The 18,460-nt window shown below is 66.7% G+C and carries 16 protein-coding genes and 1 pseudogene; 8 read left to right on the top strand and 9 right to left on the bottom strand.

What is annotated here, in order from left to right:
- Positions 1-60: 60 nt before the first annotated feature.
- Complete coding sequence (locus tag ACIGKQ_RS13840) at positions 61-1,062, top strand: putative zinc-binding metallopeptidase (protein ID WP_396574086.1); 1,002 nt, start codon at positions 61-63, stop codon at positions 1,060-1,062.
- A gap of 50 nt (positions 1,063-1,112) precedes the next feature.
- Here ACIGKQ_RS13840 and ACIGKQ_RS13835 read toward each other — a convergent pair whose 3' ends face one another.
- Together ACIGKQ_RS13835 and ACIGKQ_RS13830 are read right to left on the bottom strand one after the other, a co-directional pair.
- Entirely contained in the window at positions 1,113-1,394 is a 282-nt protein-coding gene (locus tag ACIGKQ_RS13835) for a type II toxin-antitoxin system RelE/ParE family toxin (protein ID WP_396574084.1), read from the bottom strand.
- Entirely contained in the window at positions 1,391-1,666 is a 276-nt protein-coding gene (locus tag ACIGKQ_RS13830; protein WP_396574082.1) for a type II toxin-antitoxin system Phd/YefM family antitoxin, read from the bottom strand. The genes ACIGKQ_RS13835 and ACIGKQ_RS13830 overlap by 4 nt, the downstream gene beginning before the upstream one ends.
- 195 nt (positions 1,667-1,861) lie before the next feature.
- On the opposite strand from ACIGKQ_RS13830, the gene ACIGKQ_RS13825 reads away from it, so the two are divergent.
- Together ACIGKQ_RS13825 and ACIGKQ_RS13820 are read left to right on the top strand one after the other, a co-directional pair.
- A complete protein-coding gene (locus tag ACIGKQ_RS13825; protein ID WP_396574080.1) occupies positions 1,862-3,136 on the top strand; it encodes a sensor histidine kinase in 1,275 nt (424 codons plus the stop codon).
- A complete protein-coding gene (locus ACIGKQ_RS13820) occupies positions 3,123-4,181 on the top strand; it encodes a hypothetical protein (protein ID WP_396574078.1) in 1,059 nt (352 codons plus the stop codon). The genes ACIGKQ_RS13825 and ACIGKQ_RS13820 overlap by 14 nt, the downstream gene beginning before the upstream one ends.
- Before the next feature lie 13 nt (positions 4,182-4,194).
- On the opposite strand, the gene ACIGKQ_RS13815 is transcribed toward ACIGKQ_RS13820, so the two are convergent.
- Entirely contained in the window at positions 4,195-5,316 is a 1,122-nt protein-coding gene (locus ACIGKQ_RS13815; protein ID WP_396574076.1) for a linear amide C-N hydrolase, read from the bottom strand.
- Between the two features lie 308 nt (positions 5,317-5,624).
- Between ACIGKQ_RS13815 and ACIGKQ_RS13810 the strand changes: the two genes are divergently transcribed.
- Complete coding sequence (locus tag ACIGKQ_RS13810; RefSeq protein ID WP_396574074.1) at positions 5,625-9,059, top strand: DEAD/DEAH box helicase; 3,435 nt, start codon at positions 5,625-5,627, stop codon at positions 9,057-9,059.
- A 107-nt stretch (positions 9,060-9,166) separates the two neighbouring features.
- On the opposite strand, the gene ACIGKQ_RS13805 is transcribed toward ACIGKQ_RS13810, so the two are convergent.
- Both ACIGKQ_RS13805 and ACIGKQ_RS13800 read right to left on the bottom strand, forming a co-directional pair.
- Positions 9,167-10,045 (bottom strand): DUF559 domain-containing protein, encoded by an 879-nt coding sequence (locus ACIGKQ_RS13805; RefSeq protein ID WP_396574072.1) that lies wholly within the window; start codon positions 10,043-10,045, stop codon positions 9,167-9,169.
- A gap of 92 nt (positions 10,046-10,137) precedes the next feature.
- A complete protein-coding gene (locus ACIGKQ_RS13800; RefSeq protein WP_396574070.1) occupies positions 10,138-10,713 on the bottom strand; it encodes a TetR/AcrR family transcriptional regulator in 576 nt (191 codons plus the stop codon).
- Positions 10,714-10,784: 71 nt separating this feature from the next.
- Here ACIGKQ_RS13800 and ACIGKQ_RS13795 point away from each other — a divergent pair, with 71 nt between their 5' ends.
- Together ACIGKQ_RS13795 and ACIGKQ_RS13790 are read left to right on the top strand one after the other, a co-directional pair.
- Entirely contained in the window at positions 10,785-11,156 is a 372-nt protein-coding gene (locus ACIGKQ_RS13795; RefSeq protein WP_396574069.1) for a DoxX family protein, read from the top strand.
- 18 nt (positions 11,157-11,174) lie between these two features.
- Positions 11,175-11,687, top strand: a pseudogene (locus ACIGKQ_RS13790) (SDR family NAD(P)-dependent oxidoreductase); the annotation flags it as partial.
- Positions 11,688-11,702: 15 nt separating this feature from the next.
- Here ACIGKQ_RS13790 and ACIGKQ_RS13785 read toward each other — a convergent pair.
- The 3 genes from ACIGKQ_RS13785 to ACIGKQ_RS13775 form a co-directional block, all read right to left on the bottom strand.
- Positions 11,703-14,036 (bottom strand): hypothetical protein, encoded by a 2,334-nt coding sequence (locus ACIGKQ_RS13785; RefSeq protein WP_396574068.1) that lies wholly within the window; start codon positions 14,034-14,036, stop codon positions 11,703-11,705.
- A 132-nt stretch (positions 14,037-14,168) separates the two neighbouring features.
- Positions 14,169-14,963: a hypothetical protein gene (locus ACIGKQ_RS13780; protein ID WP_396574066.1), complete on the bottom strand. Its 795-nt coding sequence runs from the start codon at positions 14,961-14,963 to the stop codon at positions 14,169-14,171.
- Positions 14,964-15,803: 840 nt separating this feature from the next.
- Positions 15,804-16,568: a LysR family substrate-binding domain-containing protein gene (locus tag ACIGKQ_RS13775; RefSeq protein ID WP_396574176.1), complete on the bottom strand. Its 765-nt coding sequence runs from the start codon at positions 16,566-16,568 to the stop codon at positions 15,804-15,806.
- A 41-nt stretch (positions 16,569-16,609) separates the two neighbouring features.
- Between ACIGKQ_RS13775 and ACIGKQ_RS13770 the strand changes: the two genes are divergently transcribed.
- Together ACIGKQ_RS13770 and ACIGKQ_RS13765 are read left to right on the top strand one after the other, a co-directional pair.
- The gene (locus ACIGKQ_RS13770) at positions 16,610-16,990 is read left to right on the top strand and encodes a DUF5997 family protein (protein ID WP_396574174.1); all 381 of its coding nucleotides are present in this window, start codon (positions 16,610-16,612) and stop codon (positions 16,988-16,990) included.
- 328 nt (positions 16,991-17,318) lie between these two features.
- Positions 17,319-17,882, top strand: a complete 564-nt coding sequence (locus ACIGKQ_RS13765) for a hypothetical protein (protein ID WP_396574064.1) — start codon at positions 17,319-17,321, stop codon at positions 17,880-17,882.
- Between the two features lie 36 nt (positions 17,883-17,918).
- On the opposite strand, the gene ACIGKQ_RS13760 is transcribed toward ACIGKQ_RS13765, so the two are convergent.
- Entirely contained in the window at positions 17,919-18,320 is a 402-nt protein-coding gene (locus tag ACIGKQ_RS13760; protein ID WP_396574062.1) for a hypothetical protein, read from the bottom strand.
- Positions 18,321-18,460: the final 140 nt, after the last annotated feature.

The raw sequence follows: 18,460 nt of genomic DNA, 5'->3' as shown, positions 1-18,460 counted from the left end.
AGTCCTCCTTCTCGGGTACAACTGTGCGTGTCCCCTGCCGCGAGAAAGCGACGACACATCATGCGCGATTTCACCTGCCACAACTGTGGTCAGCGTCTGTCCTTCGAGAACAGCAAATGCCTCAACTGCGGCAAACCATTGGGTTTCTGGCTCGAGACCCGAACCATCTACAACCTCGACGAGAAAGAGCGCACCGAGATCGACGGCACGCTGGTCGAGCGCTGTGAGAACACCGAAGTCGCACAGTGCAACTGGCTGGTCGCGTGGTCCGGCACCCCGACGCTGTGCGAGTCCTGCCGGCTCACCCGGACCCTGCCGCCGGAGACCGACGTCGAGGCCCGCGCCGAGTACGGCCGCGCCGAGACCGCCAAACGACGGCTCGTGCTGGAGCTCGACGAACTCAAACTGCCGATCACCGGTCGCGACGAGGATGCGCAGACCGGCCTGGCCTTCGACCTGTTGTCGAGCGCCGAGCAGTCGGTCATCACCGGCCACGACAACGGGCTGATCACCCTCGATCTGGCCGAGGGCGACGATGTGCACCGTGAGAAGCTGCGAGTGCAGCTCGAAGAGCCCTACCGCACTTTGCTCGGCCACTTCCGCCACGAGATCGGGCACTACTACCAGCTCGTCCTCATCTCCGACGATGTGCGCCCGAAGTTCGAGGAGCTGTTCGGCAACCCCGACGACGATTACCAGGCGGCGCTGGACCGCCACTACTCCGAGGGCGCCCCCGACGGCTGGCCGCAAACGTATGTGTCGTCGTACGCGACGATGCACCCGGCCGAGGACTTCGCCGAGACCTTCGCGCATTACCTGCACATCCGCGACACCCTCGACACCGCCGCCGCCTTCGCCATGGCGCCGGCCGGCTCCACCCTGGACAGCGTGCTGCCCGGCGACGTCGGGTTCGAACAGCTCATCGGCTGGTGGCTGCCGCTGACGTGGGCGCTCAACCAGATCAACCGGTCGATGGGCCACCCGGACCTCTACCCGTTCGTGCTGCCCCCGGCGGTGCTGGACAAGATCCGGTTCGTGCACAACCTGATGCCGTCGACCTGATGTCCGCAGTGAGGTGAACGTTCCGGTTTCCGGCACGTTCACCTCACGACTCATGTCCGATACACGTGCGCGCGGTGGTCGATGTCGACGATCAGCACGCAGCGATTGGCATCGTCGATGCGCAGAAGAATCCGATAGTCGCCACGACGCGCACTATGCAGACCCTCGAGCTCATTGCGTAGTGGCTTGCTCAGCCGCCGTGGATTCTCGGCGAGCGGGCCGGAAATGAACTCGATGACGGCGTGCGCGACGCGACCGGGAAGGCGCGCAAGGGCACGGCGGGCGGGTGAGGCGATGGCGACGTCGAACGGCTGCGGCGTCGAATCGCTCATCGTGGGGGAAGACCGTGCTCGGCGCGCAGGTCGTCGAGGGAGATGGTGTGCCCGGCTGCGTGCTCGTCATCGGCGCCGGCGACCGCCTCGGCCGTTCCGCGCCGTGAGAGCCAGTGAATCGTCTCGTGCAGCGATTCGAGGTCGTCAGCCGACATCAGCACCGCAGCGGGCTTGCCGTGCTTGGTGATCGTGATGATGTCGTGCGTCGACTCCGCGCTGTCGACGAGCGCGGAGAGCTTGTCCTTGGCCTCGCCCAGCGGCACAGTCGTCATCGCCTCATTTTAGCCACACTTCTGGCCTCACAGGAGGCACGAGTCGCCACCCGACGTCCCGAGTGAGGTGAACGTTCCGGTTTCCGGCACGTTCACCTCACTTCCGGTGACGTTTGAGCCATCCACCGACTTGGGTACTCTTGGCGCCGTTCTACGACCACCGGATCACCCGCGCTGCGGGCTGGAGGTGTACAAGTGACCCACTCTGTCGCCACCGCGGGCCACGAGACCGCAACCGCCGCGCCGCCCGGCGCTGACCACACCGGGTGGCGTGCGCGTCTGACGGGGCCCGCCGACAGCTCCGGTCTGGCTCGGGTGCAGCGTCTCGTCGCCCGCTTCATCGGGTGCGGGCTGCTCGCCCTCACGGTGTGCCTGCTGCCGGTGGTCATCGACCGGGCCGACCTCACCGCGTGGTGGTGGCCGCTGGTGAGCGTGCTGCTGGTGGCTGCGCCGTCGACGGCTCTGGTGGCAGCAACCTACCGACTCCGTCCTCCGAACTTGACGGCCTTCGGCATTCTGCTGTGCGCAGCCCTCACATTGGCGGCCGCATTGTGGTTCGTCTCGTGGAACGGCGACGTCGCGCCCGACAACTCCCGCTGGGCCGTCTGGATGATCCAGTTCATCGGCGTGCCCGGCCTGGTGCTGTCGCTGGCCGGCCATCACCGGTGGGCGTTCTTCTACATCGTCGGCTCGACACTGTTGGCGCACACCGCCAATCAGGTCGGCATCAATGGGCATCTACAACTGGAGATGTACCTCAACGCACTGCTCACCATCGCGCTGATCTGCGTGTTCCTCTCCATCACCGTGGTCACCCGACGCACCGCCGAAGTGCTCGACGAAGAGCACGCCGCCGCCGTGCGCGCCGCGTCGGACTCGGCGGCATCCACGGCGCAAGAACAGGTTCGGGCCCGATTTGCCGGATTGACCCATGACCGGGTGATGGCCATCCTGCAAAACGTGCATCGCGGCCGCCAAGACCCGGGGCTCTCCGCGCAGGCCTTCTCCGCGCTCGACGAACTCGACCACCGAGGCCACGGCGATCCGTCCGACCACGGTCTCACCGCCGACGATTTCGGACGACGCATCTGTGCCGCAGTCGAATTCACCGACCCGGCCGCCGCCTGCCAGGTCCACGTCGATGCGGATTCCGGTGGCCGGTACCCGGTCTCGGCGATGTCGGGCATCCTGGAGGCCACCTGCGAGGCGGTCCGCAACTGGCGACGTCACGCCGGCACCGACAGCGACTGCACGGTGACCTGCGAACTCACCGCCGATCGTGTGCACGTGACCATCGTCGACGACGGCCCGGGTTTCGACCCGGCTGCCGTCGCACCGGAGCGTCTGGGGTTGTCGACGGGCATCGTCGGACGAATGGACGCGCTGCCCGGCGCCCGCGCACACGTACGCAGCGCGTCGGGCCACGGCACCACCATCGCCTTGGAATGGGTGCGCGATGCCGCTCAGTGACTCCCCGGCACCGGCCCCGGTGACCGACCTGTTCGGCATCCAATCCCGAACGGTCACTCTCGCGTTGGCCCATCTCGGCTTCGTCTACGTCGTGGTGACGGTGGGTGCCGGACTCGACATCCGCGGTCTCGCACCGTGGTCAGCGATCGCCGGGGCGTTCGTCGTGCTGATGGCCGATCTGATGGCGGTGGTGCGGATTGCGGGTGATCCGTTCCCGATGCGCGCCGGGTTGGGCGTGACGGCGGTGATGCTGGCCGGTACGGCATTGAGCTGGTGGTCAACGCCGATGGAGACCTTCGACGTCCTGCAGTTGCAGTCACCGCTGATCGCCGGCGCCGCCATCCTGGTGTTGCTGGCGCTGCGCGGCCGTCCGATGACGGCGTGGGTCGGCACCCTGCTGATGAGTGCGTCTGCCGGCGTGTGGTCGGTGCAGCACGGTCGCGGCCTGGTCAGTGGAATCACCTTCACCGCGTGGACCTACCCGACCATGGTCCTCGCGACTCTGTTCGTTCTCATGTTGCGGCCCATGGCACGTCGCATCCGGGTGCTGCGCGAGCAGGCCGTCGTCATGGCGGCCGAGGACGCCGCCGCGCGTGCCGGGACCGAGGAACATGATCGGCAACTGATTCACCTCGACCAGGCGGCCCGCCCCATCCTTCATCGGGTGGCCACCGGCCACGAGTTCACCGACGCCGAGGTCACCCATGCCCATCTGGTGGAAGACGACCTGCGTGATGGTCTGCGTGCCCAAGGCTGGTACCTGTCCCGCGTACGCGAGGCGGTGTGGCGTGCCCGGGAACGCGGCGTATCTGTGGTGTTACTCGACGACAGCGGCCACCACGACACCGACATCGCCCACACCGACCTCGAGGATGTGCTGGTCGGTCTGCTCCACGGATTGTCGTCGGGTCGCGTGACCGCCCGCGTCGGGCCGCCGGGACGCAGCACGTTCGCCACCATCCTGGTCGACTCCGACGGCGTCGTGGAACGCTACGACTGCGCAGCAGATGGCACGGTGTCGGTGGTCGAGCAAATCGGGCGGTAGCCCCCGCTGCGCCCTACTCCGCGTTCACGAACGACGCGAGCTTCTCGGTGACCAGATCCTGGATCTTGTTCTCGTACTCCTCGACCGGCTTCGTGATGTGCTTGATGTCGGCGCTCGCCTTCTGCACCAGCTCACCGATGAGCTTGGCCTGCTCGATCGAGACGATATGGAACCTGTGGTGCTTGGCGAAGTCCTTGTGCACCTCACCGGCGATGCCACCGTCGAGCGCGAGCTTGCCGATCAGGTCCAGCTTGGTCTCGCCGGACCCTTCGGAGAAGTCGAGGTCGTGGAGATCCACCCACACCGTGTTGGGTCGGGTGGTGGATTCGAAGGTGTAGCGCAGGTTGGTCAGGTCGAGGACGACCTGCCAGAGCGTTTGCGACGCATCGGGTTTGCCTGGCTCGGGATTGCGGAACGGCTGGGCACAATTGCGGATGATGCTCATCATCGCCGCCGTCGCCTGCAGGTGCGAAGTCGGCTCCGGTTGCACACCGACGTAGTAGAGCGCGCGGGCGAAGCGGTCGGTGGCCAGGCACGTGCCGGGCAGCGGGTCGTCGCCGCCCAACCCTTCGTACTTCTTGACCAGTTCGAGTTGCTGGTCGTAGCTCGGCGAATTGGTCATCACCAGGTGATCGCGGCTGTGATAGATCTGCAGCTCACCGTCGATGTACTCGAAGATGGCAGAGTCGCCGCTGGCGTCCTCGATCGCGAGGTGCAGAGCAGGATTGCTGTGGCCCGTCGGATCGGCGATCGGGACGATCTGCGGCTGCGCCGACTCTGTCCACGCCACGGCTTCGGCGACGGTCTCGAAGTTGTCGAGGTAGTACTGCAGCCACACCGACATCGCCAGCTGCGGTTTCGAGTCGTCGGGGGTGCCGTAGTCCGACTCCGCCAGCCACAGGATGTGGCCACCCAGTCCGCGTTCGTTGAGGCCGTCGGTGGACAGCAGGTCGTACACACCGGCGATGAGGCTCCCGTACTTCGCGGTCCACTGCAGTTTTCCGGCGACCCGATCGTCGCGCTTGATGCCGCGGGGAAGTTTCCACAGGTTGGTGTGCAGGTCCTGGTGGAAGTCCATGTTCCGGCCGACGATGACCGATCCGTTGGCATCTGGCCACATCACGCGCGTGCACATAATCTAGAGCGTCTCCTTGAGATCGAACGAGCGGTACCGCCGGCGAACACCCGACCGAGTGTCACGGTCCGCCCGGCCCAGCTAAGCAGCACCCGGCGAACCGATGCCGCGATTGCCGGGAAACGCCCACAATCCGGCACAAAAAGCCACTGCCCATGTCACAACACGGCATATCGGCGTGCGTCACGATTCCGCTGCCACCCCGACCCGGCTGAGGTGAACGTGCCGGAAACCGCGACGTTCACCGCACTCGCCTCCAACCCACCACCACTTTTGCATTCCCACCCGCACCCGCACTTCAATGAGACATGGAGTCGACACAGGAGGCGTTGTTGGTCAGCTACCGCACCCTCCGGTCCTTCGTCGGCGCTGCCGAGCATCGCCTGTGGATCAAGGTCCCGCAGTGGGATGCCTCGCCGCAAGCCGCCACCCTGCTCGACGACACGATCGCCGCGCACCGACGACACGTCGACGTCATCGTGTTCACCCGCCCCGAGGCGTCCAACGATGCCGCGGTGCGTCGTCTACGTGACGTGGGTGTTCGGGTGGTGACCGTGCGTAACCTGCACGAGAAGGTCGTGCTCGCCGACGACCGCGTCCTCAACCCGTCGACGAACTTCACCCGCACGGCGCTAGCGGCCGACGAGAACTCCGGGACCGTGCACTCCGCGTCCCGGCTGGTCGATGCGTTCGTCGCCGGTTTCGACCTGATGCGCGACGGCCAGGACCGAGTGACCGGCGGCGAGGAGACCTGGACTCCCACCGCCGACCTGATTCCCCCGCCCCTGCAGCCCTACCTGGATCGATTCGATCAGCTCAATCCGCTGCAGTCGAAATCTGTTCCCGCGGTGCTGAACACCTCTGGGCATGTGATGGTGGTGGCGCCGACGAGTTCGGGCAAGACGTTGATCGGCGAGGTGGCCGCGCTGCGGTCGATCCTGTTGGAGAACCGGCCGGCGGTGTGGCTGTTGCCGGCGCGGGCCCTGGCCGCCGAGGTGGCCGCGACCGCTGCCCGGTGGCGTGAACACGGCATCGCGTCGATCGAGCTGACCGGCGAGACCAACATGTCCAGCGACCGCATCCGCACCGCGCAACTGTGGGTGGCAACCACCGAGAAATTCGAATCCCTTTATCGCCGTTCGTCGTTGCGATCGTTCCTGGACAGCGTCGGCTGCCTGATCGTCGATGAGGTGCACCTGGTGGGCGATCATGAGCGCGGCGCCACCCTGGAGTCACTGCTCGCACGTCTGCGGGCGTCGGCCGACCGGACGCGGATCGTCGCGCTGTCGGCCACGGCGGGCAATGCCGAAGAACTCGCCGCGTGGTTCAACGCCCAACTCATCACGGTGGAGTGGCGACCCACTCGCCTCATCACGCAGTTCGTCGCCTACGACTCGCCCTCGGGCAAACCGTGGGCCGACGAGGACGCCAAGGACGAGGCCCTGACCGACCTGGTGCATGAGCTGTCCGAAGACGACGCCGGTACATCGGGCAGCGCGCTGATCTTCTGCGGCAGCAAGAATGCGGTCCGACGCACCGCGGGCCAACTGGGCGGCGTGCGTTACCGCGGCGTCGAAGACGACACCCTGGTGGAGCAGGCCTTCGCCAAAGGTGTCGGCATCCATTTTCGGGACGCACCGAAAGCCCAACGGGCGCTGGCCGCTTTCAACGCGCGCCAGATCGACACGCTGGTCGCGACCTCCGGCCTTTCGACGGGGGTGAACACGCCGGCCCGCACGGTCATCATCCGCGACTTGACACTCGGCATCAACGAGCTCGAGACCAGTCAGGCCCAGCAGATGCTCGGCCGCGCCGGGCGCGCCGGACACGAAGCCGAGGGCTTCGGATTCATCATGGTGCCGCACAGCGAGGAACTCGCTTGGCGCAGCAGACTTGTCGCCGGCTATCGGGTGGACAGCCGACTCAACGACAAACTCGCCGACGCCGTGCTCGCCGAGATCCTGCTCGGCAGCATCACCCGTCGCGCTGACGCACAACTCTGGTACGAGGGCACCTTCGCCTACGCCCAGAACAGCAAACGCCGCGACCTCAAGGACGTGCTTGACCACCTCGTCACCCACCGGTTGGTCGAGGACTCCGACGACACCCTCACCGTGACCGATCTCGGCGCGCTCACCACCCGCCTGATGGTGGGGGTCGACGCGGCGAGCAATCTACACTCCCGCCTCGCCGCGCTGCCCACCCCCACCGACGCCACCGAAGCCGAACACCTCGTCCTCGCGGCAATCGCGAACAGTGTCCCGGCACTGCGTGATTGGCCGGTCAATCCCAAACCGTACGGGCAATGGGTCGACGACACCCTGGCGACGGCCCCGACGTTGAACCGTCGGCTCGACATCGACTTCGGCAGCCAGTTCTGCGCGGCCGCCGCCGTGGCGGCGTTGAACAGCCCGGATCGTCTGCGGGTGTCCGGCGCGATGTCACGCTCGGAACTCATCCGCGCAATCGACGCGCTGCCGCGCTACCTCGGCTGGATCGCCGCACTGGGCCATATCGGCATCGGCTCGTGGCAGCCGGTAGTGGCCTGCGACCTCGCCCGCCGGCTGACCTGGTGGCACCTCACACCTCATCCGCAGCGCGGCAGTGGGCGGCTGCTGTGGTTCCTCGAACAGCTCCAAGACGACGACGCCCGACGCAAGCGGGTGCCGCTGCTGTGGCACCGAGCCCGAAGCGCCGACTTCACCGACCCGAACGGGATCAACTCGCCTCCCCGCGGAGTCGAACTCCCCCGCAACGACTTCGACAACCTCGTCGGGAGTCGGGCACATCTGGCGCTCGGACCCGCCGACGGCACCGACCTCCCGCTCGACGCCTCCCCACCCGATTCCACCCTTGTGGTTGTCGGCAACGACGGGGCGGCCCGCGCCACGGTGCGCACCCACACCGTTCCGCGGAACGTCGAACTGCCGGTGCCGCACACCAGCCGAGCCACCGTGCTCGCCGCCGACGTGATCCTGTTCTCACGTCGCGGTGATGTCGCCTATCAGAACGCGGTGGTCGACCTGCCGGAGACCGGTGCCGTCGATGCGTCGTCGGCCGTCGATGACGCTCGCAAGCTGATCGGTGAGTTGTCGCCGCCGACCGCGGTGGTCACGTCACCGGGTCGTCGTCGCGGCACGGCTCAGGGCAAACGCAGACGCCTGCTGTCTGATCTGTTGCCCCAGACCACCCCGGAACCGCAGTTGCTGCCCATCGCCGAGGCATTGAGCGGTGACGCCGACGACGACGAAACCCGCATCGTCAACCTTCGGGCCGCCCTGGAGGAGCTGCTTCACATCGACGCGTCGGCCGCCGACGCACCCCGCCCGGCCGCGGCTGTCCTGAAGGCCGGACGCGCGACACCTCGCGAGTTCGAATGCGTCCTCCTCGCGCTTGCCGCAACCCTCGACATCGAAGTGGGTGCCGCGGTGACCGATCATGGCCACCTGATCGCGTTGGTTCACATTGGTGGCGAATGGCGAACAGCCACACCCCTCGACGACGGCCACGTCATCAGCAAACCGCTGTTCCCCGAGGAGCTTCCACCGATCACGGGCTCACTCGACCTGATCCCGGCGAAACCCTCGACCGCAGCCCGGCCGCTGTTCGGATGGCTGGCGGAGTTCACCCCGGGTTCGGGTGAGCCGCCGACCAGCGCCCGCCGGTCGGCCGCCCGGACCGACATCGAGCATGCCAGGGTGGCAGAGGACCACACCACGCGCGTGGCCCAGCGGAGTGAGTAGAACGTCGCGGTTTCCGTGACGTTCTACTCACTCGACCGCTGTGGCGCTGTTCGACTGAGGTGAACGTGCTGGAAACCGGAACGTTCTCCTCACTCGGCACGGCCACGTCACGCCGCCGCGTGCGCGAGCGCGTACCGGATCTGCGCGGCAACGTAACCCGGCCGCTCCAGCAGGTCCGACCAGGTAAAGTTCAGCACCGTCCAGCCGGCGTTGATCAGTGCGTTGCGTCGTCGACGGTCGCGCTGAAAGGCATCAGAATCGGAGTGGTAGGCCATTCCGTCGATCTCGACCGCCACCTTCTGCGCGGGGAATGCGAAGTCGAGTTCATACCCTGCCGCCGGGTAGTTCGCTTCCCAGCCGACGATCTCGTGCTCGGTGAACACGGCGACCGCCAACCGTTCCGCTTCGGAGTGAGCATTGGGGCCGAGGAGCTCGAGAATGCGGGCCATCTGCGCGGCGTTCTTGCCGGCGGCGTGCCGTTGGTAGGTGGACATCATGTCGTCGACGGTCACGAGATGCTTCTGCAGCGCCCGATCGACCACGTCCATGCCGCCCTCGACCGCCGCCTCGAGCACCGTCAGCGGAAGTGCGGTGACCCGCAACCCGTCTCGCTCCACGACGTCGACGTCGAGCAGCGGACGCCGCACCACCGTCACCCTGGCGACCGACGACCCGAGCCACCCCATCGGCGCTGTCACCGTCGCCGACGTCGGGCGCTTGCTGATGACGCCATGCCACCAGGCGGCCATCACGCCACCGAGCACGGCACTCGGCGAGACCGACAACGTGGCGATTCGCGTACGGGTGCGCGCGGTCGCCGGATGGTCGACGAGCCGGTAGATCCGGTGCCCCTCATCCACCCAGTCGCCCGCCGCGATCCGTCGCTGCACGGCCCCGCGACTCACCTTGTACTTACGCGCCTGCGCAGCGGTGATGATGCCGTCACGCTCGAGTGCCAGCTTCCGAAGTTCCGGTGGTATTCCCATGCAGTTCAGACGCATTGGACGGCCATCCGGTTCCACCCGATGTCGCCCCGGGTCCGAGTGAGTTGAACGTGCTGTTTTCCGCGACGTTCACCTCAGTCGGCTTGTCGCGATGACCGCAGGAAGAGTTCGGTCACGCGCTGGGCTCGGCGTTCGGCGTCCGCCGGGTCTTGCGCGTGGGCTCGGACGGCGCCGGTGGAGATGAGCAACGCCTGGATATCGTCGGCGGTGAGGTCGGCGACGAGTGTTCCGGATGCCACACCGTCGGCGATGATTTCGGTGGCGGTGGCGAGCGTGCGCGTGCATGCCGCCGCGACCTCGGCAGACGACGAATAGCGACCGGAGACAACGTCGCCCAGAGCCGTGTCGCGGCCTTGCATTTCGACCAGCCCACGCACGTAGATGGCCAGTCGTTCACCCGGATCGGCCACCTCGCGCAGCTCGGCCTCCAACGTATCCAAACCGTCGGCCAGCAGGTGGGGAAGCACGGCGTCGATCAGGCCGTCGCGCCCACCGAACCGGTTGTACAGGGTGCCTTGACTGACTCCGGCCGCTTTCGCGATCCGGTCCAGCGGTGCTCCCAGTCCTTCGTCGCGGAAGCAGTCCAGGGCCGCCTCGGTCAGTCGGCTGACATTCGCGCGTGCATCGGCGCGCAGGGGTCGCGCAGACAAGTTGACAGTCCTCTCAATTTAGGCTTAGTGTCTTAACTTGAACCTTATCTCAATTTACCGAGAGGAACCTCATGTCGATCGACGACCTCGCCTGGGTCGGGGCGTGGGTGCTGTTCGCGGTGCACCTCACCGCGGGAATGATGAAGGTCCTGGTGCCGATTCCGCGGATTCCGGCCGCGATGGCGTGGGTGCACCAGGCACCCGCATGGCAAGTTCGCGCCGTGGGTGTCATTGCGCTCATCGGCGCATTCGGCATCGTCCTTCCCGGTCTGACGGGCCTGCCCGATTGGCTCGGAGTGGCGGCCGCATTCGGACTGGCCGCATTCCAGGTCGGCGCGGCCGTCGCACATTGGCCGCTGGGAATCACCGCGCGCCGCCAGATCCCGATCAATCTTGCGCTGGCCGCGATTGGCCTGCTGGTGGGTTGGGCGTGGCTGGCATGAGCGGACGGAAGGAACACCATGAGCGACAAGGAGATACACGAAATGCACACTGACTCTGGAAAAACGATCGCCGTCTTCGGCGCCGGTACCGGACTGGGCGCGGCGGTGGCCCGTCGTTTCGGCCGCGAGGGCAACCGGGTGGCCCTCGTGGCTCGTCGTGCGGAACCGTTGGCGCAGATGGCCGCCGACCTGGCGTCCGAGAACATCGAGGCGCGCGCCTATGTCGCCGACCTGACGGACACATCGGCGATGTCCCTCGTGGCGTCGATCGAATCCGACCTCGGGCCGATCGACATCATGGAGTACGCGCCGATCACCACCGAGCCGCTCGCGCCCGCCATGGACCTCGATCACAGCGCGCTCGAGCGGATGCTGTCGCTGTACGTTCGCACGCCGGTCGAGCTCGTGCGGTTGCTGATGCCCGCCATGCGGGCGCGCGGCGACGGCGCCATCCTGGTCGCACACGGGGCCTCGGCCGCCTTCCCGCAACCCGGACTGAGCGGACCCGGCCCGGCCATGGCAGCGATGCGCAACTGGTTGAGCTCGCTACATGGCGAGGTCGCCGCCGACGGTGTGTATGTCGGCACGCTCACGGTGACCGCTCTGATCGCCGGGTCGGCCGGCCATGCGGCCTTCACGAGTGGGGCCTTGTCTTTCGAGCGCCGAGCTCGACGTCACGCCCACCGTCGCGCCGGGGCCGCCGTAGCGGTCGGCGATGGGAATCCGGGTGGTGAGCGTCCCGCCGGCGAAGGTGGCCGTCGGCGCGTTGAGGTACCGGTCGTTGAAGCCGGCGCCGGCCGCCTCCTGCGCGAGCAGCGACACGACGTCGAGGTAACGCTGCAGCAAAGCAGTGCTGGCAACGGGGACATGGCCACGCAGCGGTGCGGTCAGCCCGATCGGGTCGACCCCGACACCCGTCGACGACGTCGAGGTGACCGCGAGTTTGCCACCAACGGTGGACTTTCCCGCGATGGTCACCACCAGCGATCCGAACTGCTTACCGATGGCTCGGATGCGTGCCACTGACGGCGCCGCGAACACACGGGATCCGAGGCCGGCCGCCGTCTCCGCCGACGCCATCACCGAATCGAGGTAGCCGGCGAGCTCGGTCAATTTCGCGGTGACCTGCGAGTCGTCGGCGATGTCGATCGTCTTGGCCGGGAAGGTCAGCAGGATCGATTTCGTGGAACCGTCGGGCACGGTGGTGGCCAGCGTGAGCCTTTCGGTGCCGGTGAACCGGATCTGCACGGGAAACAGGTCCTCGTCGCGGCGAAAGCCGACCGCGAAGAATTTCAGCGTGAGCGATTTCGCGCCCGGCCCACCGGTGAGGGGTTTGGCCTGGATCACCAGGCTTTCCCGGCCGTCGAGGCTGACCGTGTCGCCGCCGGACAGGCCCGACCGCTTCAGTTCGATACGAGCGGGGTCGTACTGCGGGAAAAAGTAGTCGGCCACCCGATGACGCGGCAACCGCAACGGCCCGCCCGTCGGTCCCACCCCCGCGCCGAAGACGTCGATGCTGACGTCCTTGAGTTGGCCGTATGAGTTTTCGTCGTAGTAGTCGCGTACCAGCGGCGTGACGGTCCGGCTGATGAAGGCGGCGAAACCGTCGAGGTTGGGTGAACTGTAGGTCTGGTCGCCCTCGATCACCGGTAGCAGGAGCGCCTTGATTTTTGTTGGGGTCGTCGGCTGCCCGTAAGACATGACGTAGTTTGCGCGGCCGTAGAAAACCTTCGACGTCACGGCGTCGATCACATGCCGCTCCAGATCGGGCCGCAACTCCGTCGCCACCAGATGTGCGTCGGCCCAGGTCCATTGCGTGCCGCCGCGAAGGGTCAGCATGCGGGTCGTACTCGGTGCGGTGAGCACCACATTCCCGCGCCGGCCGGCGAACCATTCGTCGACGATGTTCATGTCGGCACTCAACAGCGTCATCGTGCGGCCACCCGCATCGGAGGCGAGATAGTAGGCGCCCACCCTGCGCAGGGTGTCCACACTGTAAAACAGGCTGCGGCCGCACGGACCCAGCCGCGACCCTCCCGGGGGTTGATGCTCGACGCGATCGCCGCGGCCGACGACCGCTCCGCCGTCAGGGGTCGGAACCGCCACGGATGTACCCGCGCCATCGTCGGGATTTCGGGTGAGACGGCCGGGAATGTCATCGGATGGTTGGTCCTGCGGATCGCGGCAGCGACACCCGGGTTCCCGCGGTGGTCGACAACCGCAGTGGGACTTGGTCGATCGCTCGTAGCATGCGTAGGTCGACGGCGTGTCTGCGGCGGCCGGGTGTTCTTCTCGTAGATCAGGCGTCAGCATCCGGGTCGTCCCGTCGCGACGGTCGACCATCAGCAGCCCGCCGTTGTCTCGCGCTTCCACCCGGATATCACTGTGCATCAAGTTTGTTCGATCGACGGCGACGCGCTGCCGCACCGACACCCGGACGACGGACGGCATCGGACCGTCGGTCACCGCGTAGGCGTCGCCACCAGATGCCGCGAGAGATGTGATCTGGTCTGGGGACTCATGGATGACGACCGGGTCACTTTCCCGGTCAACATGCAGAATGCGGTCTTCGTCGCAGTCGCTTCGCACCGCAACGATCAGACCGAGCGCGCCCTCCGCGATGGCGGTCACCTCACCGGGCAGCTCGTCTATGTGTCGGCAGCGCTGCGCGGCGAGCGTGCTGTCGTCATCGGGCGACAAGTCGTACACAGTCAGCTCAGTGCCGGCAGCGATCGCTACCTGACGTCCGCCGTCGATCAAGGCGACGCAATTGCCTGGCGGTAGATCGGTGGGTAGACCGGTCACCTCCCCGCGCGCGGCGGGCTGTGAATCCGCCGACTCGTTTCGGATGGGCTGTGGCGAACCGTGTTGGCTGTTCATCGGAATCCTCTCGAGCCGGCTTCGGTGACGAGACCGCCACGGTCCTAGCGTGATCCGCCGCGGATCGGCGGGATAGCGTAGGCGACTACTTCACTCGTCGGGCCTGCACCCAGAGCGATCGGCAACGAATGGTCAGGCGCCGGATTCCCGTGGCGTACTCAGCCCGGCGTCCTCGTGGAACCGCCGCAATTCCTCCTCGACCCGGCCACCGACCACCCGCTCCCGCTCGTCGGCTCCCTGGGGGTGCACCTGATCCAGCATCTCGGTCACCAAGCGCTGCAACGCATCCCGGTCGAGGTAATCGGCCTCGCGCAGTGCGGGTGCGACGCGATCCTTGAGCTGCTCGGGCATCAGCTGAGTCAGTTGCCGCTGACGGTTGGTGCGGTTCGGTTCCCGGTCCGTCGGCGTCTGTTCGGGTTGTCCCCACGCCCCGGGGTGCAGGTAGCGTCCCTTTTCCTCGGCGGGCTTGTCGTCCTCGACGACGAGCCGATTGGCGGCCGCCCACGGGTCCTTGCGGGTTCCGGTGACCTGCCAGCACACTCTCACCTTGGACCGGTCGGTCTTGACGGTGAACGTGTTGTCGGCGACCTCGCGCGCCACGATCGCCTGCGCGAACTCCCCAATGACGGTCAACTGGTAGCGGACATCCTGGTTCAGGGCGTCGAAGTAGTCCGGCAGCCGCACGTCGGCCTGGCCGTTCTCGTCGGTGCTGACGGTGCCGCTGTACACGTTGAGCATGTCGGGACTCTCGACAAACGAGTGACGCAGGTACTTGTTGGTCGGATCGTTCGGATGGTCGATCTCGAATCCGCCACCGGCTTTGGCGAGGAAGCCGGTGACGCGGACACGGCCGAGGAAGACCCCGGCGAAACCGGATGGGTTCTCGCCGACGATGCCGCCGGCGGCCGGGTCGCGGGAGGTGGACACGCCGCGCACCCCGCCCCCTCGACCCTCGCCACGCACCCCGAAGCCGGTGTAGCTGTGGCCTTCGACGCCGTCGCCGAGGACGCTTTCCCGAAGACACCGCTGCCGGGGTCTTGCGAGAAGTGCAGGCCGAAGGTGCCGTAGCCCGATCCGGTGGTGACCCCGACGACACCGCTGTTCGATTGACTTTTGCCGCGCACGCCGACGCCGTTGCTGCCGCGCCCTTCGACGCCGATCGAGGTGGAGCCGCCGAAGGTCTCCCCCTGTACCCCGTAGGTGGCGCCACTGCCGTGTACGCCGCCACCGCGCACACTCGACCCGCGCACACCGGTGGCGCTGCCGACGAAACCTGTCACCCCGTTGCCGCCGGCGGTGCTGGAACCGAACACCCCAGACGACGATCCGACATCCTGCTGGAAGGTGACACCGAGTACGCCGGACCCGAACTGGCTGCGGCCGAACACCCCGAGCGTGTCGACACCGTGCCCTTCGACGCCGGCATTGCCCGTCGGCGCGTTCTGCACTCCAGACGGCAGAACCCCGCTGGTGCCCAGAACCCCTGCGCCGGTATCGGAGTCGCCCCACACACCGCAGGGACCGGTGGGCGTCTGCCCGCTGTGCGCAGGCTCGAACCCTTCTACGCGAGCCATGAGATCCTCCTCGATCGGCCGAGCGTCAGTTCTTTGTTAGACGTTCAAACCTCTTTGCGCTGTTCGCTTTTGCGAAACAACGCCTCACTCAAGGGTGGCACCGACACCGACGGGTGTGAAGTAGGCCGATCGATATACGTCGGTCCGGTCGAGCACCTCTGCAGAGTGGCTGCGACAGCTCACCCTTGCGCGGTCACCGACGCTTGGAACGTCCCGACCGTCGAGCACTCTTGCCGGGGATCTTGCCGGCCGCTTCGCGTGCCGCCCGCTTGGCCGCCGCCTTCTCCCGGGCCGACCGTTTGGGCGCGTCGTCGCTGCGGCCTCGCGACGACGTCGCCTTGCGCCCGCGCACGATGCCAATGAATTCGTCGGCGAGCTCGGTGGTCGGTTGCGGCCACAGCAGCCCCACCGTCGAGGTGGGGGCGTCGGTCACCGGGCGGTACACGAGATCCTTGCGGTGATGCAGACGCGCCAACGACTGCGGCACCAACAGCACACCGACCCCGGCGGCGACGAGTTCGATGGCATCACCGGTGGTCTCCGGCCGATGGCTCACTGCCGTCCCCGGACGCTGCGCCACCGTCAACGGTTCGTCGGACGGCCACAGCAGTTGTTCGTCGGCGAGGTCGGCCAGGGTCATCTCGTCGCCGGCGGTCAGGACGTGGTCTTTCGGCACCACCACGACGGTGGTCTCCTCGTACAGCTCGATGGTGTGATGGGTTCCCGCATCGCCATGCCGCAGCGCCTCGGGCAGGCGGGTGATCGCCATCTGCACCCGCCCCTGCCCGATGGCGTCGGCACAGTCAGCGACGTCGAGGGCGACCAGTTCCAGCGGCACATCGGGTCGTCGTTGCTCCCAGATCCGCACCCACTTGCCCGGCGTGACCCCCGGGACAAACGCCAACCGAAACACCGGGGTGTCGTCGCTGGTGGTCGCGTCGGGTGTGGTCACGACCAGAGGCTACCGCGCGATATCCTCGGCCGATGAGCTCGCAATCGATGAAACCGGCCACCGCCGCCAAGAAGCTGGACGTGTACCTGCCGGCGACCCCGGCCGAGTTCCGCGAGCGACCCATCACTCGAGCCGAACTCGCCGAGATGCAGTCCGACCCGCCGCAGTGGCTGCGTACGCTGCGCGCCGACGGCCCGCATCCGAAGAATCTGGTCGCCGCGAAACTCGGGATCTCCAACTCCGGCCTGGTCCGCGGCGGCATCACCGAAGCGCTCACCACCGCGCAGATCGATGAGCTGCTCGCCGAGATGCCGGACTGGCTGGCCGCCGAGCGCGCTACTCAGCAAGAGGTTCGTCGCGAAGAACGACGGATCAAGTCGATGCATGCGGACAAGCGGCGCGCCCGCGAGGAGGGTGACGGCGAATAGCTAATCGGTAATCAACTATCGTTGAAGCTGAGGCTTTCAGTCCGGTCCCTCTCCCCCGACCGGGACCGGTCGGGAAGCCACCCCGGCGCCCCGTCAGACCAACCCCCGACTGGTCTGGCGGGGCGCTTTCATGTCTGGCGTTGGTCAGGCCGGATGCCATGTGAGTTTCTCAGGGAGTCGACGGCCTCGATCGTCTCCCTCGTGGTTCGCAAGGAAAACGAAAGTCATTGCGCCGTAATCGAAGTAGTACAATTGCCTGATACCCGCATGGCGCGGTCCGCACTATCGTCGAAGTCGTCAGTTCCCCGTCTTCTTTGGGAGCCCTGTCATGGACAGACAGCACATCGACAACCAGCGTCACGCTCGGACTATCGCCGGCACATACCTTCGCGCTTGCATCATTGCGGTGGCCGCAGCCGGAGCGCTGGCTGTATCGAGCGCCGGGACCTCATCTGCAGCCCCGCAGTCTCCCGGCACAGGCTCCGGCAGCCTCGATTCCGGGAGCCTCGAAGGTCTCGACCCCGGCAGTCTGGAGAGTCTCGGTTTCGGCAGCCTGGACCTTCTTTTCGGCCCGAAACCACCAGTGCAACCCTGCAACCAGCAGACCGAGTCCGGCGGCCAGGGCGTCACCGAGACTCGTCATACGCTGGGCCGCAGCGGCCCGACTGCGTTCACACTCGACTACGACACCGTCAACCTGCCCGACCGGATTCAGGTGTACTACCAGGGGCGCCTGATACAGGACACCGGTTACGTCGGCGACAACATCAACGAGGGCACCGGCAGCGTCCGAGTGGTCGTTCCGCCGGGCGTGCAGTCCGAAGTGGTCGTCACGGTCACTGGCCCCGAAGACGGCACAGTCTGGCGATACACCGTGCGTTGCCCGGACTGACGCGGGTCGGGTGCGGCCATATCGGTGGTTCGGCGCCTACAACGGTGGACGAATGGCCGATGATCTTTGCGACACCACGGAGACCACGATCACGAACACCGTGGTCCGCATCTCGATCCCCCAGCCGAACACACCCGACGGCCCGAAGTCGATCGACCTCGCCCTGTCGGTCGCCTCACCCAGGGCGCTCAGTGCATCCGACAACGACATCAGCGCAGCGTGCCCGCCGTCGGGATACTTCAGCGCCGGGTCGACCCAGGTGGGCGGCAAGCTGCCATCGAGGACGTCGCCGACGTGGTCGGCCACCGTGGCGCGGATGTCGTCATCGTCCCGACTGAGCATGAACGGGAAGCTCTGCTGCCACGATCGATAGACCGCCTCGTTTCCGATCCCGGACATCGCGGCTACCAGCACGGCCAGCAACGCGACGATTCCCAACGGCGGGGCCCACCGTCGGACGAGCAGACCTGTCCTCGCCGTCAGTCGGCTAGGAGACTGCTGAATAATTGGGGGGGATTCCGGCGCGGGAATGCGCTGGTTTTGGCCGCCGTGCTGGGATCCTGAGGTTATGCAGGGTG

This window comes from Gordonia sp. NPDC062954 (assembly GCF_044543825.1).
Taxonomy (GTDB): Bacteria; Actinomycetota; Actinomycetes; order Mycobacteriales; family Mycobacteriaceae; genus Gordonia; species Gordonia tangerina.
Note: the sequence above shows the minus strand (reverse complement) of the source record. Positions and strands in the feature narration are given on the sequence as shown.